Genomic DNA, 12,852 nt, shown 5'->3' on the forward strand with positions numbered 1-12,852 from the left:
ATTTTTCAGATGCTTGTCCCGTCGCTGACGCGCCGATGGACGGTGTAGGCGCGGCCGAGGTCCGGACTGAGCGCCAGCCCCAGGCCCGGCCCGGGCGGCACGGTGATCATGCCGTCCTTCACTTCCGGCAGCGCGGTGACCAGATCGCGGTACCACGTGCGGTAGAAGGCGCGCACGCTTTCCTGGACGAGCGCGTTGGGCGCGTTGAGCGAAAGATGCGTCGAGGCGGCGAGCACCACCGGACCGGTGCAGTCATGCGGCGCCACCGGCAGCCGCCAGGCCTCCGCCATCGAGGCGATCTTGCGCGCTTCCGACAGGCCGCCGCACCAGGAGATGTCGAGCATGACGATGCCGGCCGCTCCGGTTTCCAGAAGATCGCGAAAAGCCCAGCGGCTGCCCAGCGTCTCCGAGGCCGAGATCGGCGCCGGGCTCGCGGCGGCGTAGCGCCTGAGGTCGCCGAGGCTGTCCATGCGGATCGGATCCTCGTGCCAGTAGGTGGCGTAGGGTTTCAGCGCCTCGGCGATCTTGATGGCCGGCAGGAGCTGCCACATGGAGTGGAACTCGACCATGATGTCCATCTTGTCGCCGACGGCTTTGCGAATCTTTTCAAACGGTTCGAGCGCGGCCTTCAAGTCTGCGGCGGAAATGTCGTTGCCGCGCGTCTTTTCGGCCGCGTGGTCGAACGGCCAGATCTTCATGGCGGTGATGCCGTCCTCCAGCAGTTCCCCGGCGAGGTCGCCGGCGCGGGTGAGGAAGGCGTTGAGATCGTCATAGTCGCGCCCGGCGCCGATGCCGTAATTGGCGGTCGTCTGGCCCTTGGCGTCCTTGATGTATTCGGTGCCGGCGCAGGTGTTGTAGGTGCGGATCGAACGGCGGCTGAAGCCGCCGAGCAGTTGCGCGACCGGCTGGCCGGTGGCCTTGCCGAAAATGTCCCACAGCGCGATGTCGAAGGCCGAGTTGCCGCGCACCTCGGCGCCGCTGGAGCGGAAGCCGAGATAGCCGACGAGGTCGGCGGCGAGCAGATCGATCTGCAGCGGGTCGCGACCGATCACCCGCGGCGCGACATATTCGTGCAGATATTCCTCGACGGTGCGCGACAGGAAAAAGGTCTCGCCGAGCCCGGTGATGCCCTCATCGGTATGGACTTCGACCCAGAGCAGGTTCGGCCGCTCCTCGATGCGGACGGTCTCGATGGCGCGAATCTTCATCAGGCAATCCCCGCGTCGAGCAGCGCCTTGACGCTCTTGTCGAAATGCTCGGCCATGTGCTCGGCCGCCAGCCGGGGATCGCCCTTGAGGATGGCGTCGGCGATGTCCTCATGGCCCTTGATCATCTTGAGTTGGGCCTCGTCGGACGAGCGGGTGCGCCAGCCGATCACCCAGGTGCGGCGGGTGACGCCGCTGAAGGCGGTGACGATCAGCGAAAAGACGGGATTGTGCGAGGCCGCCGCGATCGCCTCGTGGAAGGCGATGTCATGCTCCATGACGGCCTCGGGGTTCCTGAAACTCTCGCGCATCTGCCGGGCCGACCGAGCAATCGCCGCAGCCTCCTGGTCGGTGCGGCGCAGCGCGGCAAGCGCAACGGTGCGCATCTCTATGGTGCGCCTGACGTCGTAGACCTGCTGGACGCTGATCTGCTGGGTGGTGATGCCGTGCTCGATCACCATCGACATCGCGCCGGTATCGAGCTTGGCGACAGTGGCGCGGCGCCCGGCGCTCATGTCGATCAGGCGCATCGCCGACAGCGAGCGGAACGCCTCGCGAACGACGGTGCGGGAGACGTTGAGCTGGCGCGTCATGGCGGCTTCGCTTGGCAGCGGATCGCCCGGCGCCAGCCCTTCCGAACGGATGTGCTGGGTGATCGCCTGGATCGCCGTGCTGACCAGGCCAGGACTCGGCTCGTCCGGAGGGTCCGTCTGTTCTTGCATCCCGCTTCCCTGAAAACCTGTATGACAGGTTGTTATCCAATTGCTCATATTTCACGCAAAAGATATATGTCAAGCTGATTTCTGAAACCTGCCTGGAGAAGCCTCATGCACGACACGGAAGCCGGCCTGATCTTCGGCGCGCGCGACGTGGTCGGCGAGAGCCTGATGTGGGATGACCGCTGTGGCAGGCTGGTCTGGGTCGACATCATCGGCCGCCGGATCCATCGGCTGGACCCGTCGACCGGAGCGCATGAGAACTGGCCGACGGGCGACCTCGTCACCTCGGTCGGCCTGCGCGCCGATGGCGGCGCCGTCGTCGGGTTGCGCAAGGACATCGCGCTGTGGGATTTCGGCGGGTCGTTCCGGACGCTCGCGACGATCGAGGCCGACTGGCCAGGCACAAGGCTGAATGAGGGCGTGGTGGCGCCGGACGGCTCGTTCTGGGTCGGCACGATGGCCAACAATATCGGGTCGGACGACGCTCCCTTGGCCATAGCAAGCGACGACGGCCGGCTCTACCGGGTCGACTCCAACGGCAAGGCGGCGTCGCTCAGCGAGGACCGCTTCGGCATCACCAACACCATGGCGTGGCTGCCGGACGGCCGCTTCGTCACCGCCGACACGATGAAGAACGCGCTCTACAGCTATGAGTGGGACAAGAAGGCGGGCCGGCTCGGCGAACGCCAATCCTTCTTCACCGGTTTCGAGCGCGGCCTGCCGGACGGCTCCTGTCTCGACGCCGAGGGTTATGTCTGGAACTGCCGGGTGGTTGGCGGGAGCTGCCTCGCCCGCATCGCGCCCGACGGCAGGCTGGACCGGATCGTCGAACTGCCCTGCAGCTGGCCGACGAGCTGCGCCTTCGGCGGTGCAGATCTCGACACGCTGTTCGTGACCTCCGCGCGCTTCACGATGAGCGCGGAGCATCTTGCCGCCAATCCCTCCGAGGGCGGCCTGTTCGCGTTCAAGCCTGGCGTACGCGGCGTGCCGGCCAACCGCTTCGGATAATCTCCCATCAGCCGGCACGCCGGCCGATTTCCAATCTGTGAAGTTACGCGTTCCCCCACTTGCAAGAATGCGGGCGCTGGGCTGGATTGACCAAAGCCAAGCTCGAGGACGCCGGAGGCAGAGGGGGGGGCCGCGATGGAGCCGATTGCGGCCGGATCAGCACCGGACGCGGATGGCGGCAAGGCCGAGCGCTACGATCTCGGCCTCTGCCTGTCGGGCGGCGGCTATCGCGCAATGCTGTTTCATGCGGGCACCCTCTGCCGTCTCAATGAGGCGGGGTTGCTCCAGAAACTCGACATGGTGAGCTCGGTCTCGGGCGGCTCGATCGCTGTCGGGCTGCTCGCGGTGCTTTGGCCGCGCTTTGCCTTCGTCAACAGTGTCGCCACCAATTTCGATGTCTATCTCGACAGGATACTGGACTTCTCGCAGGTCTTCCTCGACGCGCCGTCGATCTTCAAGGGCCTGTTCAACCCGTTTTCCAGCGCCGCGCGCGAGGTCGCCGCCTGCTACGACAAACACCTGTTCGCCGGTTCGAGACCGATGCTGAAGGGCTTGCCGGAAAGACCCTGGTTCGTGTTCTGCTCCAGCAATCTCGGCACCGGCTCGCTGTTTCGCCTGTCGCGGCGCTATATCGCCGACTACCGCATCGGCGTCGCCTACCAGGCCGACTTGCCGGTGGCTCTCGCGGTTGCCGCCTCCTCGGCCTTCCCGCCCTTCCTGTCGCCGCTCCGGCTCGACCTCACGCCCTTCGCGTGGAAGAACGACAAGCTCGACCCGAGCGTCGGCGCGCCAGTGCCGCCTTCCCGCGCCGTGCTGACCGATGGCGGCGTCTACGACAATCACGGCATCGAACCGGCGCTGAAGCGCTGCCGCTGGCTGCTGGTGAGCGACGCCGGCGCGCCCTGGCAGGCTTCGAACGCCGGCTACTGGAACTGGTTCTCGCAGTTGAAGCGCGTCGCCGACACCACCGACAACCAGGTGCGCTCGTTGCGGCGCCGGGACCTGGTGGCGCGCTTCCAGGCAGCCAAGGACGCCGACGATCGCGGCCTGCCCAATGACGCGACGCGCCCCGACTATGCGGCGGCGCGCGGCGTCTTCTGGTCGATCGCCAGCAAGCCGGACGCGACCGAACCGAATTTCGTGCAGACCGCCGCCACCGCGCCAGCCGATATCGGGACGTCGCTGCATTTCCTGGGCAGCGAAGAGACGGTCGACCTGGTGAACTGGGGCTACTGCGCCGCCGACCAGGCGCTGCGCGGCTGGTACGAGCCGGCGGTGGCCCCGGGCAAGGGCGTGCCGCTGAAGCCGGGCGACGTGAAACCTAGACGTTGCGCGCGGGTTTCGAAAGCGGTGATGAGCGTGTTCAAGGTTTGAGAGCCTTTCCTCGCCACACCAAGGCAAGCCCACCTCCCGAAAATATCGATTGCCGGGCGCCGCGAGGCGCGCGAAGCATTCATGTCAACCATGAGACAGCCCATGCGAACCGCATCCTGTGCCTGCGGGCAACTGAAGATCTCCTGTGACGGCGAGCCGCGACTGGTCGCGCTTTGCCACTGCCTCGACTGCCAGAGGCGGACCGGCAGCACGTACGGCATTGCCGCCTTCTTTGCGCGCGTGGCGGTCAGGGCCGAAGGCGCTGCCAGCACCTACAGGCGATTGTCCGACGGCGGCCATGCGGTCACCTTCCATTTCTGCCCGGAGTGCGGCTCCAGCGTCTTCTGGGAGCCGGAGCGCAAGCCGGACGCGATCGCGGTTGCAGTCGGATGCTTTGCCGATCCGGACTTTCCCGCGCCGACGCGGATCGCTTGGGAGGAGAGACAGCATGCGTGGGTAGGCAGGGAGGCGTCGGCGGAGCCGCCAATCTCCCCCGTCGTGGGGGAGATGTCCGGCAGGACCGAGGGGGGCGCGAAGGAATGAGGCATTGCCCCAGCTTGGGTCTCGCCAAATCGAGGGCACAGCACTTCGATAGGTACTGATATGTCAGCGGGACAGCGCGCCCCTCCGCCCTGCCGGGCATCTCCCCCACTTGGGGGGAGATTGGCAGTTCGGCCGCTTTCGCCAATTGCCAACGCCGCCTTGGCGTAATCCAATCCGGTTCGTGCCCTGCCCTCCGCGTGCTAACAGAGGCGCTTTCAACAATTCCAACGAATGGATCAGGACATGGCGGCAGAAAAAGTAGCTCTGGTGACGGCGGGCGGCAGCGGCATGGGGGCTGCGGCGGCGAAGCGCCTGGCAGCGGACGGCTTCAAGGTCGGCGTGCTCTCCTCCTCGGGCAAGGGCGAGGCGCTGGGCAAGGAACTCGGCGGCTTCGGCGTCACCGGCTCCAACCAGTCGAACGAAGACCTGAAGCGCCTTACCGACGGCGCGCTGCAACGCTGGGGCCGCATCGACGTGCTGGTCAACAGCGCCGGCCATGGGCCGCGCGCGCAGATCATCGAGATCAGCGACGAGGACTGGCACAAGGGCATCGACACTTATTTCCTCAACGCCGTGCGCCCGACCCGGCTGGTGACGCCAGTGATGCAGAAGCAGAAATCAGGCGTCATCATCAACATCTCGACCGCCTGGGCGTTCGAGCCGAGCGCGATGTTCCCGACCTCGGCCGTGGGGCGCGCCGGGCTCGCCGCCTACACCAAGATCTTCGCCGACACCTATGCCGCCGACAACATCCGCATGAACAACGTGCTGCCCGGCTGGATCGACAGCCTGCCGACGACGAACGAGCGTCGCGACAGCGTGCCGCTGAAGCGCTACGGCACGTCGGAAGAGATCGCCGCGACGATCTCGTTCCTCGCCTCGGACGGGGCCGCCTACATAACCGGGCAGAACATCCGCGTCGACGGCGGCATTACCCGAGCGGTGTAAGTCGCGCGGCAACGCGATGGCGCCCGGCAATACCGGGCGCCAAGTCATTTGCGGCTGCGAAGATGCAGCAGCAAGAGGACACCCAGAAACGCAACGACGGCGACCACATTGCCGAGAACGTTGCTCCAAAAACGTGCCGGGTCGTCCGCACACGAAATCCAGCTGAGCCGCCCCCGGATTTCTCCGGTCTTCAGGCCGTAGGCAAGATTATAGATCGCGAAGGCGGCGAGTGCCGCCACCAGGACAAAGAAAGCGTCGGTTTTGTTGCGATCCATGGAGCATGGTCTAGCTCCGCCCGATGAAATTTTGCTTATCGTCGTGCGGGCAACAGGGACGCCCGCTCAAGTCATCCGGGTCTGCGGGAATTGAGCACGCACAGAACGCACAGGAAGGCTATCGAGCCCACCAGGACGATCGAATTGCCGACCACGATGTTCCAGAATCGTGTCGGATCGTCCACGAGCGCGACCCAATGCAACTTGCCGCGGACTTCGCCAGTCTGGATGCCGCAGGCAATGTTGTAGACCGCGATGGCGGCGAGCGCCGCCATCAGGACAAACAGGTCGTTGTTCTTGTTGCGATCCATGGCAGCGGCTTTTAACAGCGCTTGGTGAAATTTTACTTACCTTGGGTAAGGCGGCGGCCGCGATACAGGCCGCCGCCTTACACGAGTTTATTGGTTGATCTCCGGCTCGACGAGCTTGGCTAGGTTGCGCAGCGATTCCTGCCAGCCGAGATAGCAGGCCTCGGCGGGGATGGCGTCCGGGATGCCGGCCTGGGTGATGTTGATCTCGGTGCCGACAAGCACTTTCTTCAAGGTCACCGTCACTTCGATCTGGCCCGGCAGGTTGGGATCGTCGAAGCGGTCGGTATAGCGCAGGCGCTCGCCCGGAACGAGCTCGACGAATTCGCCGCCGAAGGAATGGCTGTCGCCGGTGGTGAAGTTGCGGAAGGACATCTTGTAGGCGCCGCCGACCTTGCCCTCGAACTCATGCACCGTGCAGGTGAAGCCGTTCGGCGGCAGCCACTTCGCCAACGCATCTGCCTCGACGAACGCGCGGTATACCTTTTCCGGCTTGGTCGCCAGGACGCGGTGCAGTTTGATGGTGCTCGGCATGTCTCGATATCCTCTCTGGTTTCCGTTGATCGATGCCCCAAGGACGGACGGGCTGCGGCCGATCCGACAGAGGCTGTCAAATTTTTTGCCCGGCGGCTACCGTGGCATCCGGCAACGGAGGCAGCGGACATGAGCGCTTCGATCAGGCTGGGCATCGTCGGCGGCGCGGGCTGGCTGGGCGGCGCCATCGCGGGCGCCGCGCTTCAGGCCGGCATCGTTCACGCGCGGGACCTTGCCCTCTCCTACCGCAGCGGCCGGCCGGATCGTTTTGCCGGCGCGTTCTGGACCGACGATAACCAGGCGCTTGCAGAGCGTTGCGACATCATCATGCTTTCGGTGCGGCCGCAGGATTGGCCGGCGCTTACCGTCGACGCCAAGGGCAAGCTGGTCATCTCGGTGATGGCCGGCATCCGCCTTGCCGAGATCGGCGAGAGGCACGGCACACGCCGCGTGGTGCGCACATTGCCCAACGCCGCGGCCGAGGTCGCAAAATCCTACACGCCGTGGATCGCGAGCAGCGATGCGACCAGCGAGGACCGCGCCATCGTGCGCGCGATCTTTTCCGCCTGTGGTTGCCAGGACGAGGTCGGCAGCGAACGCGACATCGACTATCTCACCGGCCTGACCGGATCGGGACCGGCCTTCCCTGCCCTTCTGGCCGACGCCATAATGCGCCACGCCATCGCGTTTGGCCTCAAGCCCGAAGTCGCGCAGCGCGCCGTCAACACGGTGCTGACCGGCACCGGCCGGTTGCTCGAGGTGAAGGATGCCTCACCCGCCGACACGGTCGAAGCGTTCCTCGGCTATCGCGGCACGACTGCCGCGGCGGTTGAGACGATGCGCAAAGCCGGGTTCGACGAGGCGGTCGCCCAGGGGCTGACGGCGGCGTTCAGGAAGTCGATCGCGATGGGCGAGACGTAAGCGAGCGCTCCACTCCCAGATGTCAAAACTCGATCGGCCATGCCCTGTGGCTCCGCCGCGACAGATGCATGCGTCCACGGCTATCTGCACAATCTTTTGGCAGAAAATCTTGCCAAATTAAGTAAAATTGAGTATAATTCGCGCCCTAATTGTATTAGGCATCGCTCATTCTATCTTCTCGAAATATCGACAAAATTACTGTCGTTTTTCTCTGTACTATTTGCTTGTTTTCGGGAACGATAGCCCGTGTTGCAAGTTGGTTCGAAGCACTCGCTTGAACCTGCAATGAGCCATCCGGGCGGGGCAGCACGGAAGGATCGTCCGATGAGCTTCGTCGTCAACGCGGTAGGCGTTCCTCTCTACTATAGCGGCGCTTCCAATCATTGGTTTTCGGCCTCGTCCGGACCGACGTTCAACGGCAGCAGCGGCAACGACTCCATCTGGGCCGCCAGTGGTGTCAACGTCACCATGTATGGCGGCTCCGGCGACGACATCTATTATCTCTATTCGGCGGGCAACAAGGTGGTCGAGAACCCTGGCGAGGGCATCGACACGATCAGCACATGGATGAGCTACACGCTGCCGGACAATGTCGAGAACCTCATCGTCACCAACCCCCACAACTATGCCTTCGGCAATGCGCTGGACAACATCATCACCGCCACGGCAGGCGGCCAGACCCTGGACGGCGGCGCGGGCAACGATGTCCTGATCGATGGTGGCGGCGGCGCCGACACTTTCATCATCGCCAAGGGCAACGGCAGCGACTCGATCGTCAATTTCGCCTCGAACGATACCGTGCGCCTCGACGGCTACGGGTTCACCTCGTTCACCGCCATCCATGACAGCATGATCCAGGCGGGACCCAATGTGATGCTGAACCTTGGATCGGGAGAGATCCTCGAATTCAAGAACACCACGATCGACAAATTCCAGCCTAACCAGTTCGAGCTGCCGATCGACAAGTCCGGCATGACGCTGTCCTTCAGCGACGAATTCAACACGCTCAATCTTCACAGTAGCCAGGGCGGAACGTGGGACACCAATTTCTGGTGGGGCGCGGCGAACGGCAGCACGCTCACCCGCAATGGCGAGCTGCAGTGGTACATCGACGCCAATTACGGCCCGACCAGCTCGGTGCATCCGTTCAGCGTGCAGGACGGGGTCCTCATCATCACCGCGGCGCAGACGCCGGCCGACATCAAGCCGCTGATCAACAACTACGAATACACATCCGGCATCCTGACCACGCATGATTCGTTCTCGCAGACCTACGGCTATTTCGAAATGAAGGCCGACCTGCCGGAAAACGCCGGCGCCTGGCCGGCCTTCTGGCTGCTGCCGGAAGACGGCTCCTGGCCACCGGAGCTCGACGTGATGGAAATGTATGGCCAGAAGCCGAATTCGCTGCTGGTGACCGCGCATACCAACGAGACCGGCCAGCACACGACGGTGGGATCGACGGTGAACGTCATGGACACCGCCGGCTTCCATACCTATGGCCTGTTGTGGACGCCGGACAAGCTGGTGTGGACCTATGACGGGATGCAGGTGGCCGAAGCGGCGACGCCGTCCGACATGAACAAGCCGATGTACATGCTTGTCGACCTCGCGGTGGGCGGCCAGGCCGGTGCGCCGCCGGACCATCTCGCCACGCCGGCCCAGATGAAGATCGACTACATCCACGCCTATACGCTGGATGAGCTGCAGCAGAGCCATTTGAACGTCACGGGCGAACACACAGCCTAGGCGGTCGAGGCGATGTCGAGGGAGCGCGCCCCGGATGCGATCAGGCAGGCCGGCCCGTGGCCGGTGCTTTTGCGCCGGGTATTCCTGCGCGCCGTCGCCGATGTCGGGCTGTTCTCGCTGCTCGTCAATCTCCTGCTGTTGGTGATCCCGCTTTACCTGCTCCAGGTCTATGACCGTGTGCTGCCTTCCTCCAGCGTCGAGACGCTCGTCTATCTGTCGGTCATCGCGGTCGCGGCGCTTGGCTTCCTCGGCTTTCTCGACGCCGTCCGCGCCATCTACACGCAGCGCGTCGCCGCGACCGTCAACGACAGGCTGGGCGCGAGAACGTTCGCCGCCTCGCTCGGCTCCAGGACTGTGCCATCGCCGCTCACCGACCTCGCCGCGGTCTGCGCCTTCATCCGCTCGCGCGGTGTTTCGGTGCTGTTCGACCTGCCCTTCGCGCCGGTCTTCCTCGCGCTGCTCTACCTGATCCATCCGCTGTTGTTCTGGGTGACGCTTGGCGGCGCGGCGCTGCTCGTCGTGCTGGTCTTTGCCAACCAGCTTGCCATCGGCAGGAACGATGCGCTCTCGGCGGAGCGTTCGGCCTTGGCCAGCCAAGCCGAGCAGGCCTTTGCCCGCAACGCCGAGACCCTGCGCGCCATGGGCATGGTGGAAAACGCCGCGCGCGCATGGGGCCGGCATGTGGCGGCCGCGCTTGTCCTGCACGACCGTTCGGCCGGCGCCAACGCAGTCTTCAGCGGCGCTTCGCGGGCGCTGCGCATGATGCTGCAACTGGCGATCCTCGGCACCGGCGCCTGGCTGGTGCTCAAGAGCGAGATGACGGCGGGCATGATCTTCGCCGCCTCGCTGGTGTCGTCCCGCGCGCTGCAGCCGCTCGACCAGCTGATCGGCTCCTGGCGGCAGCTCGGCGAGGCCAGGCGCGCCTGGACGCGGCTCGGGCGCGCGCTTTCGGCGCAGCCGGAAAAGGCGGGCAAGCTCATCCTGCCCGACCCCACCGGCGCGATCTCGGCGCAGGATCTTTTCTTCATCGCGCCGAATGCCACGTTCGGCGCCGAGCCGATCCTCAAGCGATTGAGCTTCGCGATTCAGCCCGGCGAAGCGGTGGCGATCGTCGGCCCGAGCGGCGCCGGCAAATCGACGCTGGCGCGGCTGCTTGTCGGCGCCGCGCAACCAAGCGGCGGTTCGGTCAGGATCGACGGCGCGGAGCTCAGGACCTGGGACGAAAACCAGCTTGGACGGCATATCGGCTACCTAGCGCAGGAGGTGGAACTTTTCCCTGGCTCCATCGCCGACAACATCGCCCGCTTCGACGCGGACGTCGACGACGCGGCGATCGTCGAGGCGGCGAGGCGCGCCGAGGCGCATGAGTTGATCCTTTCGCTGCGCGACGGCTACCAGACGACGATCGCCGGCACGCTGTCAGGCGGCGAGCGGCAGCGGATCGGGCTGGCGCGCGCCTTCTACGGCAACCCGCGCATCCTGGTGCTGGACGAGCCGAGCACGCATCTCGACGGCGCCGGAGAGACCGCGCTGGACGCGGTGCTTGCCGCCGCGCGCGCTGCCAGCGTCACCACGATCGTGATCACGCATCGGCCTTCGATCGCCACCGCCTGCGACCGCGTGATGGTCTTGCGCGGCGGCGTCATCGAGGCGTTCGGGCCGAGCGCGGAGGTGCTGCGGCAACCCGGCAAAGCCGCGCAGCGGAGCACGGTGGTGACCGGATCGTTCGCGCCGACCATTCGCGCCGCGACGACCACCCGCTACGGGTCCTGAACGATGACGCAGAGCCTCACCTTCGACGGCCGCCCGCGCACGGATTTCCGCGGCACCGCCTTCGCCGGCTACGCTGCGGTCGCGCTTCTTATCGGCGGCTTCGGCTATTGGGCGGCCAAGGCGCCTCTGGCCGGCGCGGTGATCACACAAGGCACGATCGCGGCGACCGGCGGCAACATCCTGATCCAGCACCGCGAGGGCGGCATCATCAAGCAATTGCTGGTGCATGAAGGCGACCGCGTGCGCGAAGGCCAGGAGCTCATCCTGCTCGACCGGACGGCAGCCGAAGCCGATCTCAACCGGCTGACGAGGCAGTGGATCGCGCTCAAGGCGAGCGCCGCGCGGCTGGAGGCCGAGCGCGACGGTCTCGCCACGCTGGCGCCGATCGCCGAGCCCGCGCCCGCGCCGTTCCAGCCGGAATTCGAGAACCTGATCCGCGAACAAAAGAAAGAGTTCGACGCCAGGCTGGCGCGGTTCCGCTCGGAGCAATCGATCCTGGCGCAGCGCGTCGCCATGCATCGCGAGTCGGTCAAAGGGCTGAACGCGCAGAAGCTGGCGATCGAGCAGCAGGCCGAGGTGGTGAAGAAGGAGCTCGGCATCAAGACCGACCTTCTGGACAGGGGCCTTACCGATCGCAACGAATATTCGCTGCTCTTGCGCAGCGAGGCCGACCTCGTCGGCCAGGCCGGCGCGCTGGAGGCCAACCTTGCCTCGGCCAACACGCAGATCATCGAGGCGGAGGCGCAGACCGAACGCGCCACCACGCAGCGCGTCGAGGAAGCGCTGACCAAGCTGGACGACGTGCGCACCAACCTCGCCGACATCGAGGAGCGGATGCGCGCGGCGCAAGCAGTGCTGCAACGCACGACGATCACCGCGCCAGCGGCGGGCATCGTGGTGTCCTCGACCTACAATTCGCAAGGCAGCGTGATCGGGCCAGGCGAGAAAATCATGGAAATCCTGCCCACGTCATCCGGCCTGATCGTCGACGCGAAGCTCAGGCCGAAGGACATAGACCAGGTGCATGTCGGCCAGCAGGCGAAGCTGAGGCTCTCCGCGCTCAACACGCGCCTCACGCCGGAAGTGCCGGCCACGGTGAGCGAGATTTCCGCCGACCGGCTGACCGACCAGGCCACGCACGAGCCCTATTTCCGCGCCAAGCTGAAGATCACCGACGCCCTGCCCGCCGGCGTGAAGAGAGAACAGCTCTATCCCGGCACCCCGGTCGACGTCTTCATCAGCACCGGCGACCGAACCTTCTTCGAATACCTCGTGCGCCCGATGATGGATTCCTTCGCGCGGGCATTCAGGGAAAGGTAGGCTGCGAGGCGAGTCCTCTTGATCGCTCCCCCTGGTCGACGCTCCCCGGATGTTGGGCCGATAGCGGATCGGCAAAGCCTGCGATATAGGAACCGGAAGCCGGAATTATCCTGCGGTTCAACCCGACGCGTAAGGCCCACGTGACAACTGCTCGTTTGCTTCATGTCTGGCGATC

Annotated in this window: 13 protein-coding genes; 8 read left to right on the top strand and 5 right to left on the bottom strand. The window is 65.3% G+C overall.

Annotation, left to right across the window (positions count from 1 at the left end; translation table 11 throughout):
• Positions 1-5: 5 nt before the first annotated feature.
• Both LB572_RS06025 and LB572_RS06030 read right to left on the bottom strand, forming a co-directional pair.
• Positions 6-1,208, bottom strand: coding sequence for a mandelate racemase/muconate lactonizing enzyme family protein (locus LB572_RS06025; protein WP_224667068.1), 1,203 nt, complete (start codon positions 1,206-1,208; stop codon positions 6-8).
• Entirely contained in the window at positions 1,208-1,927 is a 720-nt protein-coding gene (locus tag LB572_RS06030; RefSeq protein ID WP_140810652.1) for a FadR/GntR family transcriptional regulator, read from the bottom strand. The genes LB572_RS06025 and LB572_RS06030 overlap by 1 nt, the downstream gene beginning before the upstream one ends.
• A 105-nt stretch (positions 1,928-2,032) precedes the next feature.
• On the opposite strand from LB572_RS06030, the gene LB572_RS06035 reads away from it, so the two are divergent.
• The 4 genes from LB572_RS06035 to LB572_RS06050 all read left to right on the top strand — a co-directional run bounded on the left by LB572_RS06035 (position 2,033) and on the right by LB572_RS06050 (position 5,797).
• Complete coding sequence (locus LB572_RS06035; RefSeq protein ID WP_224667069.1) at positions 2,033-2,932, top strand: SMP-30/gluconolactonase/LRE family protein; 900 nt, start codon at positions 2,033-2,035, stop codon at positions 2,930-2,932.
• A 135-nt stretch (positions 2,933-3,067) separates the two neighbouring features.
• Positions 3,068-4,306 carry a patatin-like phospholipase family protein gene (locus LB572_RS06040; RefSeq protein WP_224667070.1) on the top strand — a complete coding sequence of 413 codons (1,239 nt, stop codon included), beginning with the start codon at positions 3,068-3,070 and terminating at the stop codon, positions 4,304-4,306.
• A 102-nt stretch (positions 4,307-4,408) separates the two neighbouring features.
• Positions 4,409-4,849, top strand: coding sequence for a GFA family protein (locus LB572_RS06045; RefSeq protein ID WP_224667071.1), 441 nt, complete (start codon positions 4,409-4,411; stop codon positions 4,847-4,849).
• 243 nt (positions 4,850-5,092) lie between these two features.
• On the top strand, positions 5,093-5,797 hold the full coding sequence (locus tag LB572_RS06050) for an SDR family oxidoreductase (RefSeq protein ID WP_224667072.1): 705 nt from the start codon (positions 5,093-5,095) through the stop codon (positions 5,795-5,797).
• 44 nt (positions 5,798-5,841) lie between these two features.
• On the opposite strand, the gene LB572_RS06055 is transcribed toward LB572_RS06050, so the two are convergent.
• From LB572_RS06055 to LB572_RS06065, 3 genes are all read right to left on the bottom strand, one after another.
• Entirely contained in the window at positions 5,842-6,072 is a 231-nt protein-coding gene (locus LB572_RS06055; RefSeq protein ID WP_140805000.1) for a hypothetical protein, read from the bottom strand.
• Between the two features lie 71 nt (positions 6,073-6,143).
• Entirely contained in the window at positions 6,144-6,383 is a 240-nt protein-coding gene (locus LB572_RS06060; protein WP_140804998.1) for a hypothetical protein, read from the bottom strand.
• An 87-nt stretch (positions 6,384-6,470) separates the two neighbouring features.
• Positions 6,471-6,914: an SRPBCC family protein gene (locus LB572_RS06065; RefSeq protein WP_140804996.1), complete on the bottom strand. Its 444-nt coding sequence runs from the start codon at positions 6,912-6,914 to the stop codon at positions 6,471-6,473.
• Between the two features lie 129 nt (positions 6,915-7,043).
• Between LB572_RS06065 and LB572_RS06070 the strand changes: the two genes are divergently transcribed.
• From LB572_RS06070 to LB572_RS06085, 4 genes are all read left to right on the top strand, one after another.
• Positions 7,044-7,835 (top strand): pyrroline-5-carboxylate reductase family protein, encoded by a 792-nt coding sequence (locus tag LB572_RS06070; RefSeq protein WP_224667073.1) that lies wholly within the window; start codon positions 7,044-7,046, stop codon positions 7,833-7,835.
• A gap of 324 nt (positions 7,836-8,159) precedes the next feature.
• Complete coding sequence (locus LB572_RS06075) at positions 8,160-9,584, top strand: family 16 glycosylhydrolase (RefSeq protein ID WP_224667074.1); 1,425 nt, start codon at positions 8,160-8,162, stop codon at positions 9,582-9,584.
• Between the two features lie 12 nt (positions 9,585-9,596).
• On the top strand, positions 9,597-11,357 hold the full coding sequence (locus LB572_RS06080) for a type I secretion system permease/ATPase (protein WP_224667075.1): 1,761 nt from the start codon (positions 9,597-9,599) through the stop codon (positions 11,355-11,357).
• A gap of 3 nt (positions 11,358-11,360) precedes the next feature.
• Positions 11,361-12,677 (top strand): HlyD family type I secretion periplasmic adaptor subunit, encoded by a 1,317-nt coding sequence (locus LB572_RS06085; protein WP_224667076.1) that lies wholly within the window; start codon positions 11,361-11,363, stop codon positions 12,675-12,677.
• Positions 12,678-12,852: the final 175 nt, after the last annotated feature.

The sequence above is a fragment of the Mesorhizobium sp. BH1-1-5 genome, from assembly GCF_020165615.1.
Taxonomy (GTDB): domain Bacteria; phylum Pseudomonadota; class Alphaproteobacteria; order Rhizobiales; family Rhizobiaceae; genus Mesorhizobium.

Bases quoted from the DNA above. Each gene is read 5' to 3' on its own strand.
- LB572_RS06025 (WP_224667068.1), bottom strand. From the start codon at position 1,208: ATGAAGATTCGCGCCATCGAGACCGTCCGCATCGAGGAGCGGCCGAAC.
- LB572_RS06030 (WP_140810652.1), bottom strand. From the start codon at position 1,927: ATGCAAGAACAGACGGACCCTCCGGACGAGCCGAGTCCTGGCCTGGTC.
- LB572_RS06035 (WP_224667069.1), top strand. From the start codon at position 2,033: ATGCACGACACGGAAGCCGGCCTGATCTTCGGCGCGCGCGACGTGGTC.
- LB572_RS06040 (WP_224667070.1), top strand. From the start codon at position 3,068: ATGGAGCCGATTGCGGCCGGATCAGCACCGGACGCGGATGGCGGCAAG.
- LB572_RS06045 (WP_224667071.1), top strand. From the start codon at position 4,409: ATGCGAACCGCATCCTGTGCCTGCGGGCAACTGAAGATCTCCTGTGAC.
- LB572_RS06050 (WP_224667072.1), top strand. From the start codon at position 5,093: ATGGCGGCAGAAAAAGTAGCTCTGGTGACGGCGGGCGGCAGCGGCATG.
- LB572_RS06055 (WP_140805000.1), bottom strand. From the start codon at position 6,072: ATGGATCGCAACAAAACCGACGCTTTCTTTGTCCTGGTGGCGGCACTC.
- LB572_RS06060 (WP_140804998.1), bottom strand. From the start codon at position 6,383: ATGGATCGCAACAAGAACAACGACCTGTTTGTCCTGATGGCGGCGCTC.
- LB572_RS06065 (WP_140804996.1), bottom strand. From the start codon at position 6,914: ATGCCGAGCACCATCAAACTGCACCGCGTCCTGGCGACCAAGCCGGAA.
- LB572_RS06070 (WP_224667073.1), top strand. From the start codon at position 7,044: ATGAGCGCTTCGATCAGGCTGGGCATCGTCGGCGGCGCGGGCTGGCTG.
- LB572_RS06075 (WP_224667074.1), top strand. From the start codon at position 8,160: ATGAGCTTCGTCGTCAACGCGGTAGGCGTTCCTCTCTACTATAGCGGC.
- LB572_RS06080 (WP_224667075.1), top strand. From the start codon at position 9,597: ATGTCGAGGGAGCGCGCCCCGGATGCGATCAGGCAGGCCGGCCCGTGG.
- LB572_RS06085 (WP_224667076.1), top strand. From the start codon at position 11,361: ATGACGCAGAGCCTCACCTTCGACGGCCGCCCGCGCACGGATTTCCGC.